The 20,997-nt window shown below is 53.3% G+C and carries 16 protein-coding genes and 2 pseudogenes; 13 read left to right on the top strand and 5 right to left on the bottom strand.

What is annotated here, in order from left to right; translation table 11 throughout:
* Nucleotides 1-16: 16 nt before the first annotated feature.
* The 8 genes from LOC22_RS00830 to LOC22_RS00795 all read left to right on the top strand — a co-directional run bounded on the left by LOC22_RS00830 (nt 17) and on the right by LOC22_RS00795 (nt 11,775).
* Nucleotides 17-1,483: a hypothetical protein gene (locus LOC22_RS00830; protein WP_047747132.1), complete on the top strand. Its 1,467-nt coding sequence runs from the start codon at nt 17-19 to the stop codon at nt 1,481-1,483.
* Nucleotides 1,480-2,241, top strand: coding sequence for an ankyrin repeat domain-containing protein (locus LOC22_RS00825; protein WP_017384288.1), 762 nt, complete (start codon nt 1,480-1,482; stop codon nt 2,239-2,241). Before LOC22_RS00830 ends, LOC22_RS00825 begins: the two co-directional genes overlap by 4 nt.
* Nucleotides 2,242-2,438: 197 nt before the next feature.
* Nucleotides 2,439-5,021: a type VI secretion system Vgr family protein gene (locus LOC22_RS00820; protein ID WP_230239260.1), complete on the top strand. Its 2,583-nt coding sequence runs from the start codon at nt 2,439-2,441 to the stop codon at nt 5,019-5,021.
* Between the two features lies 1 nt (nt 5,022).
* Complete coding sequence (locus tag LOC22_RS00815) at nt 5,023-5,529, top strand: hypothetical protein (RefSeq protein WP_223831766.1); 507 nt, start codon at nt 5,023-5,025, stop codon at nt 5,527-5,529.
* A gap of 208 nt (nt 5,530-5,737) precedes the next feature.
* Nucleotides 5,738-6,178 carry a DcrB-related protein gene (locus tag LOC22_RS00810; RefSeq protein WP_017384279.1) on the top strand — a complete coding sequence of 147 codons (441 nt, stop codon included), beginning with the start codon at nt 5,738-5,740 and terminating at the stop codon, nt 6,176-6,178.
* Between the two features lie 3 nt (nt 6,179-6,181).
* Nucleotides 6,182-10,540, top strand: a complete 4,359-nt coding sequence (locus LOC22_RS00805; RefSeq protein ID WP_230239259.1) for an RHS repeat-associated core domain-containing protein — start codon at nt 6,182-6,184, stop codon at nt 10,538-10,540.
* Complete coding sequence (locus LOC22_RS00800; protein ID WP_052683444.1) at nt 10,497-11,285, top strand: macro domain-containing protein; 789 nt, start codon at nt 10,497-10,499, stop codon at nt 11,283-11,285. Before LOC22_RS00805 ends, LOC22_RS00800 begins: the two co-directional genes overlap by 44 nt.
* Nucleotides 11,286-11,526: 241 nt before the next feature.
* The gene (locus LOC22_RS00795) at nt 11,527-11,775 is read left to right on the top strand and encodes a hypothetical protein (RefSeq protein ID WP_198924011.1); all 249 of its coding nucleotides are present in this window, start codon (nt 11,527-11,529) and stop codon (nt 11,773-11,775) included.
* A 59-nt stretch (nt 11,776-11,834) separates the two neighbouring features.
* Here the strand turns inward: LOC22_RS00795 and LOC22_RS00790 are convergent.
* Nucleotides 11,835-12,223, bottom strand: a pseudogene (locus LOC22_RS00790) (DUF933 domain-containing protein); the annotation flags it as partial.
* Nucleotides 12,224-12,230: 7 nt separating this feature from the next.
* Between LOC22_RS00790 and LOC22_RS00785 the strand changes: the two are divergent.
* The 3 genes and pseudogenes from LOC22_RS00785 to comJ form a co-directional block, all read left to right on the top strand.
* A pseudogene (locus tag LOC22_RS00785) lies at nt 12,231-13,443 on the top strand (RHS repeat domain-containing protein); the annotation flags it as partial.
* 19 nt (nt 13,444-13,462) lie between these two features.
* Nucleotides 13,463-13,828 (top strand): hypothetical protein, encoded by a 366-nt coding sequence (locus LOC22_RS00780; RefSeq protein WP_032634362.1) that lies wholly within the window; start codon nt 13,463-13,465, stop codon nt 13,826-13,828.
* 292 nt (nt 13,829-14,120) lie between these two features.
* Complete coding sequence (comJ, locus tag LOC22_RS00775; protein WP_230239258.1) at nt 14,121-14,603, top strand: competence protein ComJ; 483 nt, start codon at nt 14,121-14,123, stop codon at nt 14,601-14,603.
* 71 nt (nt 14,604-14,674) lie between these two features.
* On the opposite strand, the gene ychF is transcribed toward comJ, so the two are convergent.
* Both ychF and pth read right to left on the bottom strand, forming a co-directional pair.
* Nucleotides 14,675-15,769, bottom strand: a complete 1,095-nt coding sequence (gene ychF / locus LOC22_RS00770) for a redox-regulated ATPase YchF (protein WP_003856650.1) — start codon at nt 15,767-15,769, stop codon at nt 14,675-14,677.
* 126 nt (nt 15,770-15,895) lie between these two features.
* Complete coding sequence (pth, locus tag LOC22_RS00765) at nt 15,896-16,480, bottom strand: aminoacyl-tRNA hydrolase (RefSeq protein ID WP_006810922.1); 585 nt, start codon at nt 16,478-16,480, stop codon at nt 15,896-15,898.
* A 274-nt stretch (nt 16,481-16,754) separates the two neighbouring features.
* Between pth and ychH the strand changes: the two genes are divergently transcribed.
* Nucleotides 16,755-17,030: a stress-induced protein YchH gene (ychH, locus tag LOC22_RS00760; protein WP_003856655.1), complete on the top strand. Its 276-nt coding sequence runs from the start codon at nt 16,755-16,757 to the stop codon at nt 17,028-17,030.
* A gap of 119 nt (nt 17,031-17,149) precedes the next feature.
* Nucleotides 17,150-18,208 (top strand): MerR family transcriptional regulator, encoded by a 1,059-nt coding sequence (locus tag LOC22_RS00755; protein WP_045142730.1) that lies wholly within the window; start codon nt 17,150-17,152, stop codon nt 18,206-18,208.
* On the opposite strand, the gene dauA is transcribed toward LOC22_RS00755, so the two are convergent.
* Both dauA and prs read right to left on the bottom strand, forming a co-directional pair.
* A complete protein-coding gene (gene dauA / locus LOC22_RS00750) occupies nt 18,194-19,873 on the bottom strand; it encodes a C4-dicarboxylic acid transporter DauA (RefSeq protein WP_230239257.1) in 1,680 nt (559 codons plus the stop codon). The genes LOC22_RS00755 and dauA overlap by 15 nt on opposite strands.
* Before the next feature lie 124 nt (nt 19,874-19,997).
* Complete coding sequence (gene prs, locus LOC22_RS00745; RefSeq protein ID WP_003856663.1) at nt 19,998-20,945, bottom strand: ribose-phosphate diphosphokinase; 948 nt, start codon at nt 20,943-20,945, stop codon at nt 19,998-20,000.
* Nucleotides 20,946-20,997: the final 52 nt, after the last annotated feature.

Below are 20,997 nucleotides of genomic sequence, written 5' to 3'. Positions count from 1 at the left end.
TAACAGGACAGAGCGAATGTATAACATCAAGTTTGTCTATCTGTTCCACGAGAACGTCTCGCCAGCGCTGTTTGCGAAAATAATCCGCCCGTCCGTTGCCGGACAGTGGATTATGTCGGTTCCCGACCATTCGCTGCGCTCGCTCTTCACGCGCTATGATCTGCTGCGCACGATCACCGGTGCGAATCCTTATCAGTCCGGGCGCGATACCCGCACGCTGATCGTGCAGGATTTAGAGATGGGCAGAGTGGTTGCCATTGACGAAAGTTTTCGTGACTGGTCATCAGTAACGGAAATTTTTTACATCAATGCCAAAGGGCAACTCCAGGCTGCCTCGCTGGTCGGCCTGGGCTGGTATCCGGTGAGTACGATTGTCGACCGCTACGAAACCATGGTGAGAACGTACGGATCTCGCCCTGCGCCAACGGTACTGCCAAAACAGGTGGTGAAATCTAAAACGGCACAGGTGCCGGATGAACCTACTCCGGGCAAGGACGGTAAAACCTATGCCGGGCAGCTTCAGAAGATGACCAAAGCAGAGCGCTGGCAGGCGCGTAAAGATCTGATTGCGAAGGGGAGTAATAGCCTTTATCCGGATGCCCAGATCGCCGCGAAGCGTCTGGCGGCGAATAATATCGCGGTGGAAAAAGCGAAGCTTGCGGAAAATATTTATAAGACCGTGAACCCGCTGGAAACCACACCGGGCGTGCCGGAGGGGTGGACTGATATCAGTAATGACGATGCGCTGTTAGGAAAGTTCGGGCTGAACAAATCAATGCTCTTTGACGATGATACGTCCCCCAATTTTCTGGCGCGCGTCTATCAACCGAAGCCGGAAGTGTTTGGTACAGATATGAACCCCACACTGGTATTCAGGGGATCGCGCGAGCCTGGTTTCGCCTCTCTGTCTGAGAATGTCTCCTCTTTACTGACCAAAGGGGAGCTGGCGCCGGTGGTAAACGGGGCTGACTGGTCGAATAACTTCTCACAGGGCATGGGTATGGCTTCAGATTATTATAAAAAGGCCGTGAGTATCGGTAAGGAGCTGGCAAGGTCAGGCCAGAATATTGATATTGCCGGTCATTCCCTTGGCGGTGGCCTCGCCTCTGCAACCTCTATGGGCAGCGGGAAAGCGGGGTGGACGTTCAACGCCGCCGGCCTGAATGCCGGAACCGTAGAAAAATACGGCGGCAAGATATTAGGCAGTACGGATAATATCCAGGCTTATCGGGTTGAAGGTGAGCTGCTGACGAAGATTCAGGAAGTTAACCCCTGGGAGGATCTGAAAACGATGAAAGGGCATGTCCCTTCGTGGATCCTCAAAGAGGAAATCTCTGCGCTGAGCCCTAATGCTGCCGGAATACCCCACGATCTTCCCGGTGGAACCGGAAGCGCGCTGGACCGCCACGGGATTAATCAGGCGATTGATTGCATAGAGCAACAGAAGGACGAGGATATTTCGATAATCGGGAGTCGATTGTGAAAAAACGGTTGATGGCTTTTGTCGCGTTATGTTTTTTATTCATGATTCAGGGGTGTAAGCAGGATATGGACCTTAATCCACAGGACTACTTCAGCGGTCAGCAGCTTGAACTGGCGAAAGCGATTGAAGAAGGTGATGTCGACGCGGTGAAGACGCTTGCACCAGACAGCGATCTTAATAAACCGGGAAAGCAGGATATGACCCTGCTTTTTTGGGCCATCGGCAACGCGATTAATGATAAAAAAACATCGCCCCATTTAAAGGTGATTACGTTGCTTGTTAAGGCCGGCGCAGATCCGCTCCAGCCTCGACCGCAGGGAAAAAGCAGCCCTGCCGAATTTGCCTTGAAGGGGGATAGCGCAGACTGGATCAACGCTATGCTGGACGGTGGCCTTTCGCCCAATGTGAAAGATAAGGTCTTCCACGAACCCATCATCTTCCAGTCGCTAAAAGCGAAAAATACAGAGACGCTGGAAGCCATGCTCGATAGCGGAGCTGACGTCAATGCAACCAATTCACTGGGTAAAACGCTGGTGTTTGATGCGCTGGATAACCAGGCTTACGATCATGTCTTGTTACTGCTCGATCGTGGAGCGGACCCGTCAGTTAAGGCTAAAAATGGCTGGTCAATGAGCAATGCGCTTGCGGACGCGCTGAGTGGACTTGATAGAGGCAGCGAGCAATACGAGAAGTTAAATGAAATAAAAGAGAAACTTATTCAGAAAGGGGGCGTGTGGCCACCTGCGCCGGTTAAGTGATTGCTCAACTTTCATGAAAGCCAGAGATAAGGTTTTTTCCGGAGTTTCCATAAGCCTGCACTCTTTGGATTTATAAAAACGAAAGTTCGTACCTCCAGACAAATCAACCCAGCATTGCATCAATCCAAAACCACCTCGTCGAAATTAGCTTTACGTTCATAAACGTTCCCAGCATAAACCATTACGGAATAAAGATTATGCTCAACCGAATTACCGTCCAGCTCCCGGTTGAGGGGCTGCTCTTCTGGAAACTCTCCGGCCGTGAGGCGATGTCCGAGTCGTTCGCGCTGACGCTGACCCTGCTTGGTACGGACGCGCGCATTGACCGCAGCAAGCTGCTGGGCCAGCCGGTCACGGTGACCATCCCGACGCAGAACCTGCTCACTTCCCGCTATATCAACGGCAAGGTGACGCGCGTGGCGGTGAGCGCCGTGGAGCTGACGGGCACCCGCTACGCGGTGTACCAGCTGACGGTGGAGCCGGACCTGTGGCCGATGAAGCGCGACCGTAACCTGCGTATCTTCCAGGGCCAGACGGTACCGCAGATTGTCAAAACCCTGCTGGGTGAGCATCAGGTTAACCTCGAAGACAAACTTACCGGCAGCTACCGGGTGTGGGACTACTGCGTGCAGTATCAGGAATCGAGCCTGGACTTTATCAGCCGCCTGATGGAGCTGGAGGGGATTGCGTACTACTTCAGCCACGAGGCGGACAAGCATACCCTGGTACTGACCGACGCCGCGACACAGCACCAGCCGTTCAGCGGCTATGAGGTCATTCCTTACCATCAGACGCCGTCCGGCGGCAGTACGGATGAAGAGGGCATCAGCCAGTGGGCGCTGGAGGACAGCGTCACGCCGGGAATTTACAGCCTCGACGACTATGACTTCCGCAAGCCGAACGCGTGGCTGTTCCAGGCGCAGCAGAACCCGGCGTCCCCGAAGCCGGGCAGCATCGACGTGTACGACTGGCCGGGCCGCTTTGTGGAGACAGGGCATGCGGAGTTCTACGCCCGCATCCGTCAGGAGCGCTGGCAGGTGGAGCATCAGCAGATTCAGGCGACGGCCACGGCGGCGGGCATTGCGCCGGGCCACATCTTTACCCTGACCAACGCGCCGTTCTTCAGTGACAACGGCGAGTATCTGGTGACGGCGGCGGGCTATCACTTCGAGGAGAACCGCTACGCGAGCGGTGAGGGGGAAACCATTCACCGCACCGATTTCACCGTTATCCCGGCGTCGGTGTCCTACCGTCCGGCGCAGAGCACGGCGTGGCCGCGCACCTACGGCCCGCAGACGGCGAAAGTCGTGGGACCGCAGGGGGAGAGTATCTGGACGGACAAATATGGCCGCGTGAAGGTGAAGTTCCACTGGGACCGCCTGGCGAAGGGCGATGACACCAGCTCCTGCTGGGTGCGCGTGTCGAGCGCCTGGGCGGGCCAGGGCTACGGCGGGGTGCAAATCCCGCGCGTCGGCGATGAGGTGGTGGTGGACTTTATCAACGGCGACCCGGACCGTCCGATTATCACCGGCCGCGTATACAACGAAGCAAGCATGCCGCCGTGGGCGCTGCCGGCTGCCGCGACGCAGATGGGCTTTATGAGCCGCACGAAAGACGGTTCAGTCGACAATGCCAACGCCCTGCGCTTTGAGGACAAGGCGGGCGCGGAACAGGTGTGGATCCAGGCCGAGCGGAATCTGGACACCAGCGTCAAGAATGATGAAACGCACAGCGTTGGCGGCGCACGCAGCCATTACGTGAAGAAAAATGAGCTGCATCGCGTGGAGGCTAATCAGATCCAGGCCGTGAAAGGCGGAACCGAGATCCTGACGGGTAAAGGCAAGCTGGATGCGGCGGTAGAGCAGTATGTTATTGCTTCCGGGACGAAGCTGCGGCTGGTCTCGGGCGAGAGTGCTATTGAGCTTAACGCTAACGGCAAAATTAACCTGATCGGCAAAGAGTTCAACTTCTTCGTTGAAGGGGACGGCTATATCACCACGGGCGGCAAGCTGCACCTGAATACGTCGGGCACCAAGCCGGGCACAACGGCGCCGGGATCGGGGCATAAAGGGGATATTGATGCGGCGGTGCAGGAGAAGTTTTCTCCGAATAAAAGTGCTAAGAATCCGGCTCCCGCAGCTTCAGCGCCAGCAGCAACCAGACCAAAACCAACAACAAAATTTGCATCAGCGCCACCATTAAAAGGGAGTTACGTTTATCAAAATAATTCCTACAACTCTGATGTGATGCCCTTCAGTGAAGATGTAGTTAAGGAAATCAATAAGTCACCAACGCTTCAGACACAATTAAAAGATCTAAAAGATAAAGGGTGGGCTATTCAGCCGGGAGCAGCAGGAGGGGGGAGTTACGCTGATACGAATAACAAATTGATTGTCATGGACCCTGAACACATGGAGGATACAGCCACAACGGTGCAAACTCTGGCACATGAGGCAGGGCATGCAACTTATCCTGTTGCGGTAGATTCTTCGAGTAAGGAAAGCTTCATCAACAGCCAGCTTATGGATGAAGGTGGAGCAACGCTGAATAACATTAAAATACAACGCGAGATCCTTGCAAACGGCGGTATTGATATTGATATAGCGGGAAGTGCCGAAAACCTAAAAGCATATAATTCTGCCTATGATAAAATGGTAAGTGGTGAGTTATCTCGCATTGATGCAGCCAAAGCAATAGGAAAAGTGTATGGTAAAGGCGAAATAGCCTCAGGGACTAATCTAAATTATAATGATTACTATGGAGGATTCTATGGAAAGTAGGATGATTAAAGCTACATTCCTCATTGTTCTTCCACTATTTTCAATATTTACCTATGCAGGGCATAATAAAATGAATCAAGATTCGTTGTGGCAAATGATTAAAGAAATGAAATCAGTGTGGGGTAAACAAGTTGAGGATGTCAGTAAACTGTTTAACCAACCGCTGATTAATAATACGCAGGAGAAAGAAGACCGTTATACTTCAGCTCCCTTTACGTTAACTGATGGCACACGGATCAGCAATGTGGATGTTCGTTTATGGGGAAATGGTGATAACAGCGTATCTTTGGTTTCTTTCGTAGTTAATCAACCATGTATTACTCTTGATCAAGTCAAATCTCACTTTCCGGATCTGAAATTGTCTAATATCCCTCGCGGAAACACGCCGGGACAATCAGTTGGATATCGCACCCCTACCGATGAACGCGGGCTGGCATGGGCATTTAGCTTTCCAGTTCTGAATCAGGAATGCCTGGGCAGGGTAGTTATGTCACGCTACGAACAATAAGTTGCGAGGCAACTTTACGGGCTGTGAAAGAAGATAATTATCAAACGGCCAATAATATCGCTCCCCCTAAAGTTTTTGCGGAAAAAAAGAAAGTGCTAACGTTCTAATGTTCATATTTCTCTGAGTCGCTAAGCAGTAATTAATATTGGCGGTATAAATTTTAGCGCTTTTAATTTTATTTTTCTAATAAATCATCCCGAGTTCACTTATGAAATACACCCTCCAGGAAGGTTCCTTTACCCTTTTTCCTGCCGCCTGGCAGGACAACAGCATGAACATCATTCGCGATGACGAAAGCGGGCTGTCCGTGGTGGTCAGCCGCGGCGTTATCCCGGATGGCAGCGACTACGAACAAGAGTTTCACCGCCAATGGGACGTGCTGCGTCCTCAGATGGGTGAGATCGCCCAGAGCGAATTTCAGCACGTAAAAGCCGGGTCTGCCGGCAACATTGATGGGGTTGAAGTTGAGACCACCTTTGACCGTAACGGCCAGCGCCTGTGGCAAAAACAGCTGGCCGTGCAGACGCCAGGCAAACCGGTACTGATGATTTTTACCCTCTCGGCCTTAAAAGCCTTTACGGAAGAGGACGAGGCGCGCTGGAGCGCACTGAAGCAGAGTCTGACGCTAAACGACAACCGGAATGTGTAAGGCATGAGCGATAACAACGCGGCCCGTAAGGGCGACGAGATTATTCACTCCAGCATTTTTGCTGATATTACCAGCATTGTGGCGGAAGGCGCTGCCTATGCGGTGATTGGCGCGGCGGTGGGCGCGGCAGCGACCGTCGCGGCCCCACTGCTGGGAGCCGGGGCAGCAGCAGCAGGCGTGGCGGCAATTGGCTCCAGCTGTCTGTTGAGCGGCATTATTGGTGGGGTTCTGGCGAACGTCGCCGGGATCACCGACGATATCAGCAACGCCGCTGAAGGGCTGGGTAACGCGCTTTTCCCGCCGTCGCCCGCGGGCAAAATCACCACCGGTTCGAGCAATGTTCTGACAAATAAACTTCCCGCTGCGCGCGCCGCCGGGACGTTAACGCCTGCCGATACCCCGTCCCCTGAGCCGCAGTCGCCGGGCAGCTTTGCCGACTACGCGGGCATGCTGCTCTCCGCTGCCGGACAGTTCGGCAGCGAGATGTGGCAGCCCAGCGTCGCCTCTGCCGCCGCAGGGACCTCGCCGCTGGAAGAAGACAAGGTGGCGTGTGATAAACACTCCGGGCCGCAGTATCTGGCGGAAGGCTCGAAAAGCGTCTTCATCAACGGACAGCCTGCGGTGCGCGCAAAAGATCGCACCACCTGCGAGGGCACCGTTTCCGACGACGTCTCCCCGAACGTGATCATAGGCGGCGACACGCTCACGGTCCGCGATATCAAAAGCGGCAAAACGCCGGGTCTGGCGCTGGGGATGATTGCGCTCTCCCTGCTGCGCGGGCGTCCGGGCAAGATCCTGAAAAACATGCCCTGCGCGCTGGCTGCTGCCGGTGGCGGGATGCTGGCTGATATGGCCGTCAACGCCGTGTTCGGCTCCTCGCACCCGGTTCATGCCGCTACCGGCGTGAAGGTACTGAATGACGACGACGAACTCGATTTCTCGCTGCCGGGGCGCTTTCCACTGCGCTGGCAGCGCAGCTACAACAGCCTGACCACCCGCGAAGGGCTGTTTGGTCTGGGCTGGGCTACCACCTTTGACAGCTATCTGACGCTGGAAGAAAACAACGCCACCTGGTTCGATGAAACCGGGCGCGAGCTGAGCTTTGAGCTGCCGCCGGTCGACCGCGCGTTTTACAGCATTAGCGAAGGCATTATCATCCGCCGCAATGAGAGCGGAGACGTGGCGATAGCTGACGATGACGGCGCGGTGTGGCGTCTGTATAAACCGACCCGCGCTAACCCCTCCATCCTGCGCCTGGCCTCCCTCAGCGACGAGTACGGCAACGCGTTGCTGACGGAGTGGGATGAACACGGCAGGCTGAGTGGTATCCATGATGAGCCGCGGGCAATCGACGTCACCCTGCGCTATGAAGATGAACGTTTCCCGCAGCGCGTTACCGCTGCCAGCCATTTTGACGGCAACCAGACATGGCCGCTGATGCAGTGGGGGTACGACGCGCGCGGCCAGCTGGCCAGCGCAACGGATGCCTCCGGCGTGGTTACCCGTGAATACCGTTATAACGATGATGGCCTGATGGTCTGGCACCGTCTGCCGGGCGGGCTGGAGAGCGAATACCGCTGGCAAAAATTCGACCACTGGCGCGTGGTGGAAAATCGCACCAGCACCGGCGACGGCTGTCGCTTTACCTACGATTTAGCCGCCGGGCTGACGACCGTCGATCACTACGACGGTCAGACGCGAAAGCATTACTGGAACGCGCAAAACCTGATTGTTCGCTACGTTGACGAGCGCGGTGAGAACTGGCGCTACGAGTGGGATGACAACGAACTCCTCACGCGTCGCATCGATCCGCTGGGTAATGCCGTTACCTTCGTCTATGACGAGATGGGCAACCGGGTGCAGGAGATTGACGCCGACGGCAATACCCGCACCACCACCTGGCTGGAGCACCGTGCGCTTCCGGCGTCCATCATCGAAGCCGACGGTAGCGCCACCCGGTTCCTGTATGACGAACATCACGGGCTGAAACGCGTGGTGGATCCGATGGGGCAGACCTCGCTGCTGCGTCGGGACGAGTTTGGTCAGGTTGTGGAAGAAGTCGATGCCGCCGGGAACAGCCGTTACCAGGAGTACAACGAGGCCGGGCAGATGGTGCGTGCGACGGACTGTTCGGGCCGTGTGACACAATACCGTTATCATCCGCTGGGCTGGCTGGTGGCTGAGATAAGCGCCGACGGCGAAGAGACGCGTTACCGCTACGACGCCGCGGGGCGTCCGGTGCAGCTCGACCGACCAGAAGGCTGGACCGAGTCGCTCAAATGGAACGAACGTGGTCTGCCGGTGAAACATGCGGGCGCCGACGGGAAAGAGAGCGAGTTCAGATACGACGAGGCAGGGCGCTTAACCGCCACCCGCAATACGCAGGGTGAAGAGGTGCGCCGCCGCTGGGACAGCCGCGGGCGTCTGATTGCCCTGGAAAACGAAAACGGCGAAGCGTACCAGTTCCGCTGGGGCGCAGACTCGCTGCTGCTGGAAGAGGTGGGGCTGGATGGCGTGGCCTCGCAGTATCGCTACGATGCCTGCGGGCGTACGATAGCGCGCACCTTTGCCGCCGGACATCCGGAGGCCATTACCCATGCCTTCGCCTGGAGCGCGAGCGGCCAGCTGGTCGCCCGCACCACGCCGGAGGGGCAGACGCGCTACCACTACACCCCGTCCGGCCTTCTGAGCCGGATTGGGCTGCATCCCGCGCTTTCAGAAGATGCCTGGAGCGCCGAGGCCGAGCAGGAGCTTGTGTTTGAGTATGACGCGCTCGGGCGCGTCACGCGCGAAACGGGCGAACACGGAGAGCTGGCGTGGGAGTATGATGCGCTGGGCAACCGCACTTCCGTCACGCTGCCTGATGGCCGGGAGCTGAAACAGTTCTACTACGGTAGCGGGCATCTGCTCAGCATTGCCCTTGATAAGCTGTCGGTCTCCGACTTTACCCGCGACGAACTCCACCGTGAAACCAGCCGTACGCAGGGGCTGCTGACCACCCGCAGCGAATACGACCGCCTTGGCCGACTGCATCGCCGGGACGTCTTTACCGGCAATGCCCAGCGCCCGTCGCCGCGCCGCTGGTCCCGCCGCTGGGATTACGACTATCGCAATAACCTGGTCCGCGAAGAGCGTGACGATAACCCGTTCAGCTGGTACCGCTGGCAGTACGACAGCGCAGGCCGGTTGCTGGTTCAGGACGGCACGCTGCCCGGCCAGGAGCAGTGGCGCTGGGATGCAGCCGGTAACCCGCTCGAAGGCTCGGCTGAGAAGGTCACGCACAACCGCCTGACGCAGCTGAATGGCATTCGCTGGCGCTATGACATCCATGGTCGCACCGTGGAGAAGGATAACGGCCAGACCCGCTGGCACTACCGCTACGACGGCGAGCACCGCCTGACGGAGGTCATCAGCCAGCCGCGGGACCGCAACAGGCCGCAGACGCAGGTCAGCTTCCGCTACGATCCGCTCGGGCGACGCATCAGCAAAACGCGCCGCCAGATGCTGTTTGGGCAGCCAACCGGTAAGCCAGTCACCACCCGGTTTGTCTGGGAAGGGTTCCGGCTGTTGCAGGAGGTGCACGGGGATGTGCCGCTGACCTACGTCTACAGCGATCAGGACAGCTACGATCCGCTGGCGCGTATTGACGGCGTTGATGCCCCGGAAATCTTCTGGTTCCACTGCCAGCCCAACGGCACGCCGGAGCGGATGACGGATATCGAAGGGCAGGTGCGCTGGGAAGGCGTGAACAGCGCCTGGGGCAAACTGCTGCGGGAAAGCGAGACGCAGGTATCAGGATATTCCCAGAACCTGCGTATGCAGGGGCAATACCTGGACCGTGAGACAGGGCTGCACTACAATCTGTTCCGGTATTATGACCCGGACTGCGGACGATTTACGCAGCAGGACCCGATAGGGCTGGCGGGAGGGATTAACCTTTACCAGTATGCGCCGAATGCGCTGGGGTGGCTGGATCCGTGGGGGTTGACTCCTAAAACATTAATTCACTACACGACTGAAGAAGGGATGAAAGGTATCACGGAAAGTGGTGTAATAAGACCTTCATCAGGAGATATACACGCCCGTTTCGGGGATGGACAATACTTCACTAATATCAGACCTGAAATGATTGGCGGACGAACACTCAAAGATGTTGGAGGAACTGGAAAAATGTCTCTGGGTCAATTAGCAGCTGATATATATGGTGATGCGAGGAAATTAAAAGGTATAAGCCATTTTGTCGAAATAGATGTTACTGGCTTAGATGTAATTGAACCCCGGAAAAATACATTTTTGATCTTAAACACAAAAGATCTTGATGTCTCTAAAAGAATTGTTAAAAGTGGGAGGAGTTGTGGTTGAGGTGAAAAAATATTATAAAGGAAGTGTTGATTTTATTGCAGGTGAAGGGACTATTCTCAATGAGTTCATAGGAGAGGTAGCCACGCGACAAATAAATATTATAGATGGTAATTATTATGCTTCTTCCTCTTTGCTAGATAAAAATGAAAAAGTTGGCTTCCTGCTGTATGATGGTAAGAAAAGCGACCTGGACTTAAGTGACGCCGAAGAAATTTCGAATGAGGAATTTGAAGTTTTCTGGCAAACATCAACGAGTTCATTGCAAGAAAAAAAGCGAATAAAATACTTGTTTGGAGATGCTGTGGAACCTTTGAAAAAATCCACAGTTATTGCTCATATTGTGAATAATAAAGGGAAGTGGGGTAAAGGTTTTGTTCTGTCCCTTTCAAATAAATATCCTGCGGCAAAAAAAAGCTATCTTAGTAGCTTCAAAGAAAATAACTTCCCAGAATTAGGGATGGTTGATTTTGTTATGGTTGATGCTCAGGAGAAGATATTTATTGCTAATATGTATGCGCAGGATGGTATAAAGAAAAATATCAACGACAAAAAACAATACGTTTGTTATGACTCTCTGGAAGTTTGTCTTGAAAAATTATCTGACTTTGCTTTAGTGAATCGCCTTTCTGTACAAATGCCAAGGATAGGAGCTGGCCTCGGTGGTGGTGATTGGAATGTCATAGAGTCATTAATACTAAAAAATATTTGCTATAAAATGATTGATTGCAATGTAATAACTTTATAATTTTAAATAAAAATTTAACCATATATTATGGTATTTCTGGCGGTTTCTTAGGCAAGGTTTTTTATTTAAAAGGGCAAGAGCTTAAGTATGATAATATCTATAATAATATACTATTGGACAAGGAAACGAGTTTCACGATGATAAAAAATACGTCGAGGCTTTAGAGCAATACCAAAAAGCCTGGCAAGCTCTTCCTGAGCCAAAGCTCCAATGGGAGCTCGCCAACTGGATCTCTGCTTGCATGTACAGCGCATATTTTGATCTCGCGGATTACGCTGAGGCAGAGAAATGGGGAGAGACGACATTACGGACACGTGGATCGGATATAGACACTGCACCCTTAATCGATCTCGGCATGGTCTGTTATGAGTTGAATCAATTCGAGGAAGCGTATAAATATTTTAACGATGCTTATAACTACAGCAAAGAGCGTGCGTTTCAGGATAGACCTAAAAAATATCTGGAGTTCTATCTGCGCAAAAGGGGATAAGTTCGTTACTCTATAAAAAAATCCACGCCAAAGCGTGGATTTTTTTAATTCAAAACAAATCAAACATTAAACAAGAAGTTCATCACGTCGCCATCTTTAACGATGTAATCTTTCCCTTCCGCACGCATCTTGCCTGCTTCTTTCGCGCCTTGCTCACCCTTGTAGGTTATGAAGTCTTCAAACGCGATAGTCTGCGCACGAATGAAGCCTTTCTCGAAGTCGGTGTGGATCTTACCAGCCGCCTGAGGCGCAGTCGCACCCACAGGGATGGTCCACGCACTTCTTTTACGCCCGCGGTGAAGTAGGTTTGCAGGCTGAGCATCTCATGGCTCGCGCGGATCACGCGGTTCAGACCCTGCTCGGCCATGAAATTTTCACGATCGGCGTCGTTCATTTCAGCGATATCGGATTCAACCGCGTTCCAAAACGCTACCACTACAGAACCTTTATCGCCTGAAGAGTCTGCTGAGAAGGTCACGCACAACCGCCTGACGCAGCTGAATGGCATTCGCTGGCGCTATGACATCCATGGCCGCACCGTGGAGAAGGATAACGGCCAGACCCGATGGCACTACCGCTACGACGGCGAGCACCGCCTGACGGAGGTCATCAGCCAGCCGCGGGACCGCAACAGGCCGCAGACGCAGGTCAGCTTCCGCTATGACCCACTCGGACGACGCGTTCAGCAAAACGCGTCGCCAGATGGTGGGTGGACAGCCAACCGGTAACCCAGTCACCACCCGGTTTGTCTGGGAAGGGTTCCGGCTGTTGCAGGAGGTGCACGGGGATGTGCCGCTGACCTACGTCTACAGCGATCAGGACAGCTACGATCCGCTGGCACGTATTGACGGCGTTGATGCCCCGGAAATCTTCTGGTTCCACTGCCAGCCCAACGGCACGCCGGAGCGGATGACGGATAGCGAAGGGCAGGTGCGCTGGGAAGGGGTGAACAGCGCCTGGAGCAAACTGCTGCGGGAAAGCGAGACGCAGGTATCAGGATATTCCCAGAACCTGCGTATGCAGGGGCAATACCTGGATCGTGAGACAGGGCTGCACTACAATCTGTTCCGGTATTATGACCCGGACTGCGGAAGGTTTACGCAGCAGGACCCGATAGGGCTGGCGGGGGGGATAAACCTTTACCAGTATGCGCCGAATGCGCTGGGTTGGGTGGATCCATTAGGTTTACGATGTGGGCGAACTAATACTTGGAATGATTTTCAGCGGCAGCATAAAGGTCGTTTCAAATCATCAACTGAAGCGGCTTCTGCTTATAACAAATTAGTGAATGAACAATCACCTTGGCCATTAAATGAGCCTCCTTTAGATGCAACATTAGTCCCAGGGACTCGAGTAAAAATGGCCGTATCTCCAGGCCAGCCAGCGACGAGACCTGGAGGGTTTGCTACATTTGACGATATTCCTAATGCTTCATATGTTAGAAATGAGCTCGCTGTGAAGATGGAATGGAAACCGGATATTGATAGAGTAATAACTTATGAAGTTAAGAAACCATTACCAGTTAAAATTGGTGCAGTTGGACCTCAAGTTGATAAAGGTGCGAATGTATATCTGCCTGGCGGCGGTTCACAAGTCGAAATGGCTGTGCCACCTGCAGAACGCATGAATTATTTGGAAGTTATTGACGAGTCGTTGCTCAAGCCCTAAGTTATAAAATGAGATTAAAATGATTAATAATTTTACCTGTGATAAAGAAAAGAATGAATTGCATTGGATATATAATACACACCAAGTAGCTATCGTTATAGATGATTTAGATCTGGCAATGATAGATGAAAAGAGAAAATTAATTTTTGTATTGAGTAAACCATTACCCTTACCCGTGTTATTAACTGTTTTAAATATTGATGGGACTTTGCTTTCAACATTTGCGCCTCCAGAAGGTGCGTCTTTTTCTTATTTGACATTAAACGATAAAAAAGAGGTTTTGATTGTCTGCTCCTTTTCGGAAAAAATAAATGGTTGGTATGATTGGCATTATTCTTTAGACTTGGATAAAAAAGTGATAACAAGAATGGCGCCATCTTATTAGAATCTGATAAAGCCATTTTAAAGTAAAGTTTTTGTGGCTTAATACAATCATAACACTAAACACGAGGCTCATCATATTCTTAGCCATAGCTATCCAGATAATAAACTTTGCTGGCCCGTATTGTCAGCCTTGAAGCGACGGAGAACTTCTGATTCCACGGTTTGCCCAGCGGTACGCTGGAGCTGATAACTTATGTAGAAAGGCAGTAACTCTGGTGCGGCTTCAAATATTATATTGGTAATGTTTTATCAGAATTGCCAGATGTTACAAGAATAAAAGTCAAGGTAAAATAATGAATAATAAAAACATACAAACAGTTGATCTACTTATCACACATAGTCAAATATTGCTACGATCACGAGACTATGATGAAAAACTGAGCCAGTGGGGCAAAGGTAATGTATCTCAAGGCGCTGTGATTCATAAAGATTATGTTATTTTTGATCCTTTACCTGAGGACGCATTTGGAGCAAACGTAAATATTAAAATAGAAAATACTTTTAATTTAGATGAAAATGCTCAACGCTGCATTGTAGTGCCATTTTTTATTACAGATAAAAATAAGCTTCAGGTGGCTTCTGCGACAGAGAAATTTAACATAAACATAAATGTAACCAACAAAACGTATTCGCTCTATTATGAGATTTGTGAAGGGGATGAAATTTATTACAATTTCACTCTTGTGCCGGAAAAAGACACTGTCACAGCTAAGTTTTTATTAGACGACCCTTGGGGCGGAAAAAAAGATAATCCACTCAAAGAAGGTGTTTTTTAACGTTAATAATAACTAAATAAGAACGAAAAAAAATCCACGCCAAAGCGTGGATTTTTTTCATTCAAAACAAATCAAACATTAAACAAGAAGTTCATCACGTCGCCATCTTTAACGATGTAATCTTTCCCTTCCGCACGCATCTTGCCTGCTTCTTTCGCGCCTTGCTCACCCTTGTAGGTTATGAAGTCTTCAAACGCGATAGTCTGCGCACGAATGAAGCCTTTCTCGAAGTCGGTGTGGATCTTACCGGCCGCCTGAGGCGCGGTCGCACCGACAGGGATGGTCCACGCACGCACTTCTTTTACACCAGCGGTGAAGTAGGTTTGCAGGTTCAGCAGCTCATAGCCCGCGCGGATCACGCGGTTCAGGCCCGGCTCTTCCAGACCCAGCTCGGCCATGAACTCTTCGCGGTCGGCGTCGTCCAGCTCTGCAATATCAGATTCAACGGCAGCGCAAACCGCTACCACTACAGAGCCTTCAGCCGCAGCGATTTCACGCACTTTGTCCAGATACGGGTTGTTCTCGAAACCGTCTTCGTTAACGTTGGCGATGTACATGGTAGGCTTCAGGGTCAGGAAGCTCAGGTATTTGATCGCCGCTTTGTCTTCGTCAGTCAGGTTTTTCAGCGCGCGCAGCATGCCCGCGTTTTCCAGCTGTGGCAGACATTTTTCCAGCGCAGCCAGTTCCGCTTTCGCGTCTTTGTCGCCGCCTTTGGCTTTCTTCTGCACGCGGTGAATGGCGCGCTCGCAGGTGTCGAGGTCAGAGAGGGCCAGCTCGGTGTTGATGACGTCGATGTCGTCAGCTGGATCCACTTTGTTGTTAACGTGGATAATGTTGTCGTTCTCGAAGCAGCGCACAACATGGCCGATCGCTTCGGTTTCACGGATGTTGGTCAGGAACTGGTTGCCCAGGCCTTCACCTTTGGATGCGCCTTTTACCAGGCCCGCGATGTCCACGAACTCCATGGTGGTTGGCAAAATGCGCTGCGGCTTCACGATTTCCGCGAGCTGGTCCAGACGCGGATCGGGCATAGGCACAACGCCAGTGTTCGGCTCGATGGTACAGAACGGGAAGTTCGCCGCTTCAATACCTGCTTTGGTGAGCGCGTTGAACAGGGTGGATTTGCCCACGTTTGGCAGACCGACGATACCGCATTTGAATCCCATTTCTAAATCACCTTAATATCTTGATAATCAATCCGTTAACGATAACCGATTGAAGAAAAGTAAATAACTACGCCTATTATACACGTAACCCGCGCGACGCGCGGTAAAAAAGCCCCGGGGCGCCGATTATTGCGCTTTGAAAGCGTGCAGTCGATTGGTGGCTTTTGTCAGGCCATCCTGAAGCCAAATCTCGGTGCAGCGGGCCGCTTCGTCCACCGCTTCGTCAATCAGCTTCTGCTCAGAAACCGGGGGTTTACCCAATACGAAACCAACAACTTTGTTTTTATCGCCCGGATGGCCGATTCCCACGCGCAAACGGTGGAAATTAGGGTTATTACCCAGTTTGCTGATGATGTCTTTCAGACCATTATGGCCGCCATGACCGCCGCCCAGTTTGAACTTCGCCACGCCTGGCGGCAGGTCCAGTTCGTCGTGGGCCACCAGGATCTCATCCGGATTGATGCGATAAAACGTTGCCATGGCCGCCACGGCTTTGCCGCTCAGGTTCATAAAGGTGGTTGGCACCAGCAACCGCACGTCAGCACCCGCAAGATTGATGCGTGAGGTATACCCGTAAAACTTGGGTTCTTCACGCAGGGGAGCGCGCAAACGCTCCGCCAGCAGATCAACATACCAGGCACCGGCGTTATGGCGGGTTGCGGCATACTCTGCGCCCGGATTGGCGAGGCCGACAATCAGTTTAATCGTCACGATTTACTTCCTAATGGGTTCCAGATCTGGCGCGTAGTTTACTGTCTGGCGCGCCGCTTGACAAAGTTCTGCCTGCTGTACACCGAAATGCGAATAATTTCCTCTTTGAACAATTAGAATTTCAAGCTGTTCAATGTCTTATTTGTAAATTTTTGTCCGGGAGTGATCAGTAAATGTGATCATTCACGCAACTCATATAAGAGGCGTTGTCTATACTTTACACACAAGGAGAAGGGGCTTTTCCCCTGACAACCCAAAGTTCCGGAGGTGACATATGAAACGCAAAAACGCTTCAATGCTCGGTAACGTGCTAATGGGGTTGGGACTGTTCGTGATGGTCGCCGGTGTCGGTTATTCAATCTTAAACCAATTACCGCAGCTTGACCTCCCACAATACTTTGCGCATGGCGCGGTGCTGAGTATCTTCCTTGGTGCGGTATTGTGGCTCGCCGGGGCGCGCGTGAGCGGACATGAGGAAGTCTGCGATAAATACTGGTGGGTGCGCCATTACGATAAACGATGCCGCCGCGACCAGCGCAAGCATAGCTAGTGCCCCATAAAGAACACCGAAACGACTTCATCTGAAGTCGTTTTTTTTGCATGACGCATTGACCCTCACGTAACGTAAGGCTTCAGAGTAACGACACTGGCAGAACAAAAGGAGCCGTTATGTTGATACAGGTGGGTGAACTGGCGAAACGTGCCGGGATCACCGTGCGGACTTTGCATCACTACGAGCAAACAGGGCTGTTGTTACCTTCTGCCAGAAGCGCGGCAGGCTACCGGCTTTATAACCTGGCGGATGTGCAGCGTCTGCATATGATCCAGGCGCTGGCAAAAGCCGGACTGGAGCTTGCCGAAATCAGGGATTTTCTGGAACAGCGTTCGCTGTCATTAGCCGAATTACTCGACGGGCAAATCACTCTGCTGGACAAGCAACTGCGTAGCATCCATACGCTGCGCAACCGGCTGGTGGAATTGCGAACCGGGCTGACCGACGATGCGACGCCGGATCTGGAATCCTGGCTACAGACTCTGGAGTTAATGAATATGTACGATCGCTGGTTTAGCAAAGAAGAGTTGCAGCAACTGCCGTTTGCGGTAGAGAAAGAGGCGCTGGCGGATATCTGGGCGGGTCTGGTGACGGAAGTTAAACACTTGCTGGAACAGAACGTCAGCGTCACGGACGCGCGGGCGACCGATTTGGCTTCACGGTGGATGGAACGCCTGGAGCAGGATACCGCAGGCAAACCGGAATTTTTGACCCGTCTGAACGAGATGCACAGCGTGGAGCCGCAGATGCAGGAGCAAACCGGCATTACGCCGGAGATAACTGATTACATCACGCGGGCGTTTGCCGAATCAAAGCTCAGCATCTGGGAGAAATATCTCACTGCCGAAGAGATGGCCTTTACCCGGGCGCACTACTTTGACCGGATGATGGAGTGGCCGCCGCTGGTGGCGAAGCTGCATCAGGCGCAGCAGGATAATCTCAGTCCCGCTTCTGACGATGCGCAAAAGCTGGCAGAAAAGTGGCTGGTTTTATTCCAGTCCTATGCAGGAACAAACCCGCAGACCCAGCAAAAATTTCGCCTCGCCATGCAGCAGGAGCCGCATCTGATGAAAGGCACGTGGATGACGCCTGCCGTGCTTGAATGGCTCCAGCAGGCGATCGGGGTGATGATGCAAAGACGAGTCTCTGCATCAGATGACTCACAGATCCGCTAACGCAGCTTCACGGTTAGGGTAGAAGGACAATCGGCCAGGGATCGGCTGCACGCCCGCGCGCGCCATGGTGCGCAGGGGCTGGAATTCAAGGTTACTTATCCGCAGCTCGCAGCCTTCCGGCAGGCGGGCAACAAAGCGCTGGAAGGCATCCAGACCGCCGGCATCCAGCACCGGGACGGCATCCCACTTCAGCACCACAATCCGTTTGCCCGCGATGCGGGATTCCAAATCGCTGAACAAACCTTCCGCTGCGGCGAAGAACAGCGGACCAATCACGCGCAGCACCAGCACATCGTCAGGCACCTCAACGTTAACCGGGGAGAGACGCGTCATCTGCGCGATGCGGCGCATAAACAGCAGCGAGGCCAGCACAATGCCGACGCTGATGGCGATAACCATATCGAACAGCACGGTCAGCGACATGCAGATCAGCATCACGATAATGTCGTCTTTCGGCGCACGGCGCAGCAGGTTAACCACCTTATGCGCCTCACTCATGTTCCAGGCCACCATCAGCAGCAGCGCAGCCATGGCCGAGAGCGGAAGCCATGAAAGCAGCGGGGCAAGGATAAGCAGCGCCATGATCACCAGCAGGGAGTGAATGACCGCCGAAACCGGTGATGTCGCGCCCGCACGTACGTTCGCGGCGGAACGGGCAATCGCAGCCGTAGCGGTAATACCGCCGAAGAACGGTGCAACGATGTTCCCTAAGCCCTGGCCGACCAGCTCGCTGTTGGCTTTGTGCTTAGTGCCGGTCATGCCGTCGAGCACGACGGCGCAGAGCAGGGATTCAATCGCGCCCAGCATTGCCATGGAGAACGCGGCAGGCAGCAGAGCGCGAAGGGAATCCCAGCTTAGGGTGAAGCTTGAGCCCGGCATGTCCCACGGCAGAACCAGCTGCGGCAGCAGCTGCGGAATGCCGCTGCCCTTTGAGCCGTCCGCCAGAACATAGTGGAACTGGGAGCCAATGGTGGCGACCTGTCCACCGAGCAGGTTGACAACGCCCATCACCGCGCAGCCCAGCAGCAGAGCGGGCAGATGCCCCGGGAGACGAATGCCTAAGCGAGGCCAGACGATAAGTGTGCCGAGGGTAACGATGCCAATGGCTGCATCGCCCAGGTTGGCCGTCGGCAACGCCATAAACAGCGCGCCCACTTTCTGTAAATAGTGCTCCGGAACATGGGCCATTTGCAGGCCGAGGAAATCCTTAATCTGCATGGTCCCGATGGTAATCCCAATCCCCGAGGTGAACCCCAGCGTTACGGAAAGGGGAATATATTCAATCAGGCGACCAAAGCGGGCCAGACCAAACAGAATTAAAAAGATGCCGGACATCAGGGTGGCAACCAGCAGGCCTGCCAGACCAAACTGTTGGGAAACCGGGTAGAGGATCACCACAAAGGCGGCAGTCGGGCCGGAGACGCTGAAGCGGGACCCGCCCGTCAGCGCAATCACAATCCCCGCAACGGCCGAGGTGTACAGCCCGTACTGCGGCGCGACGCCGCTACCAATCGCCAGCGCCATCGCCAGCGGGATGGCAATAATCCCGACGGTGATCCCGGCTATCAGGTCACGAACAAAGCGTGACGATGTGTATTTCTCTTTCCAGCAGGCGTCGATGAGGGCGCGAAAGGGCAGAACATGTGAGGAGGTTACGTTTTTCACAATTATCTATCATCCGTGTGCGCATCATCTGTCATGTGAATGGCAGGTGAAGGAGGCATAAGTCATACAAATAAATACTATAAACAAAAAAACCCGCCGTAGCGGGTTTTTTGGCCGTGTTCGATCAGTGTTCGAACATTGCAGAGATGGATTCTTCGTTGCTGATACGACGAATCGCTTCGGCCAGCATCCCGGACAGAGTCAACGTACGCACGTTTGGCAGCGCTTTGATCTCGTCGCTCAGTGGAATGGTATCGCAGACCACAACTTCGTCAATGACGGAGTTACGGAGGTTGTTTACCGCATTGCCGGAGAAGATCGGGTGAGTGGCGTAAGCGAATACGCGTTTCGCACCACGCTCTTTCAGCGCTTCAGCGGCTTTACACAGCGTACCGCCGGTATCGATCATGTCGTCCACCAACACGCAGTCGCGGCCAGCCACGTCACCGATGATGTGCATCACCTGAGAAACGTTAGCGCGCGGACGGCGTTTGTCGATGATCGCCATGTCGGTATCGTTCAGCAGCTTCGCGATAGCACGCGCACGTACCACGCCGCCGATATCCGGAGAAACCACAATCGGGTTGTCAAGATTCAGTTGCAGCATGTCTTCCAGCAGGATTGGGCTGCCGAATACGTTATCAACCGGCACGTCGAAGAAGCCCTGGATCTGCTCTGCGTGCAGGTCGACCGTCAGTACGCGGTCAACGCCGACGCTGGACAGGAAGTCAGCGACAACTTTAGCGGTGATTGGCACACGCGCGGAACGGACGCGACGGTCCTGACGTGCATAGCCAAAGTAAGGAATAACAGCAGTGATACGGCCAGCAGAAGCACGACGCAGCGCGTCGACCATAACAACCAATTCCATCAGGTTGTCATTCGTTGGAGCACAGGTGGACTGGATGATGAAAATATCACCACCGCGTACATTTTCGTTAATTTGTACGCTGACTTCGCCGTCGCTAAAGCGACCTACAGCGGCGTCGCCGAGGGAAGTGTACAGGCGGTTGGCAATACGTTGTGCTAGTTCCGGGGTGGCGTTACCAGCAAAAAGCTTCATATCAGGCACGAGAAGAACCTCAGGCATGCGTCCAGTGGTGGATAGCGTTCGCCGCAAACTG

Origin of the sequence: Enterobacter sp. AN-K1, assembly GCF_020971765.1 — a bacterium.
Taxonomy (GTDB): Bacteria; Pseudomonadota; Gammaproteobacteria; order Enterobacterales; family Enterobacteriaceae; genus Enterobacter; species Enterobacter hormaechei_C.
Note: the sequence above shows the minus strand (reverse complement) of the source record. Positions and strands in the feature narration are given on the sequence as shown.

Excerpts from the sequence above, each read along its gene's own strand:
- LOC22_RS00830 (WP_047747132.1), top strand. The coding sequence starts at position 17 with ATGTATAACATCAAGTTTGTCTATCTGTTCCACGAGAACGTCTCGCCA.
- LOC22_RS00820 (WP_230239260.1), top strand. The coding sequence starts at position 2,439 with ATGCTCAACCGAATTACCGTCCAGCTCCCGGTTGAGGGGCTGCTCTTC.
- LOC22_RS00815 (WP_223831766.1), top strand. The coding sequence starts at position 5,023 with ATGATTAAAGCTACATTCCTCATTGTTCTTCCACTATTTTCAATATTT.
- LOC22_RS00810 (WP_017384279.1), top strand. The coding sequence starts at position 5,738 with ATGAAATACACCCTCCAGGAAGGTTCCTTTACCCTTTTTCCTGCCGCC.
- LOC22_RS00805 (WP_230239259.1), top strand. The coding sequence starts at position 6,182 with ATGAGCGATAACAACGCGGCCCGTAAGGGCGACGAGATTATTCACTCC.
- LOC22_RS00800 (WP_052683444.1), top strand. The coding sequence starts at position 10,497 with ATGTCTCTAAAAGAATTGTTAAAAGTGGGAGGAGTTGTGGTTGAGGTG.
- LOC22_RS00795 (WP_198924011.1), top strand. The coding sequence starts at position 11,527 with ATGTACAGCGCATATTTTGATCTCGCGGATTACGCTGAGGCAGAGAAA.
- LOC22_RS00780 (WP_032634362.1), top strand. The coding sequence starts at position 13,463 with ATGATTAATAATTTTACCTGTGATAAAGAAAAGAATGAATTGCATTGG.
- comJ (WP_230239258.1), top strand. The coding sequence starts at position 14,121 with ATGAATAATAAAAACATACAAACAGTTGATCTACTTATCACACATAGT.
- ychF (WP_003856650.1), bottom strand. The coding sequence starts at position 15,769 with ATGGGATTCAAATGCGGTATCGTCGGTCTGCCAAACGTGGGCAAATCC.
- ychH (WP_003856655.1), top strand. The coding sequence starts at position 16,755 with ATGAAACGCAAAAACGCTTCAATGCTCGGTAACGTGCTAATGGGGTTG.
- LOC22_RS00755 (WP_045142730.1), top strand. The coding sequence starts at position 17,150 with ATGTTGATACAGGTGGGTGAACTGGCGAAACGTGCCGGGATCACCGTG.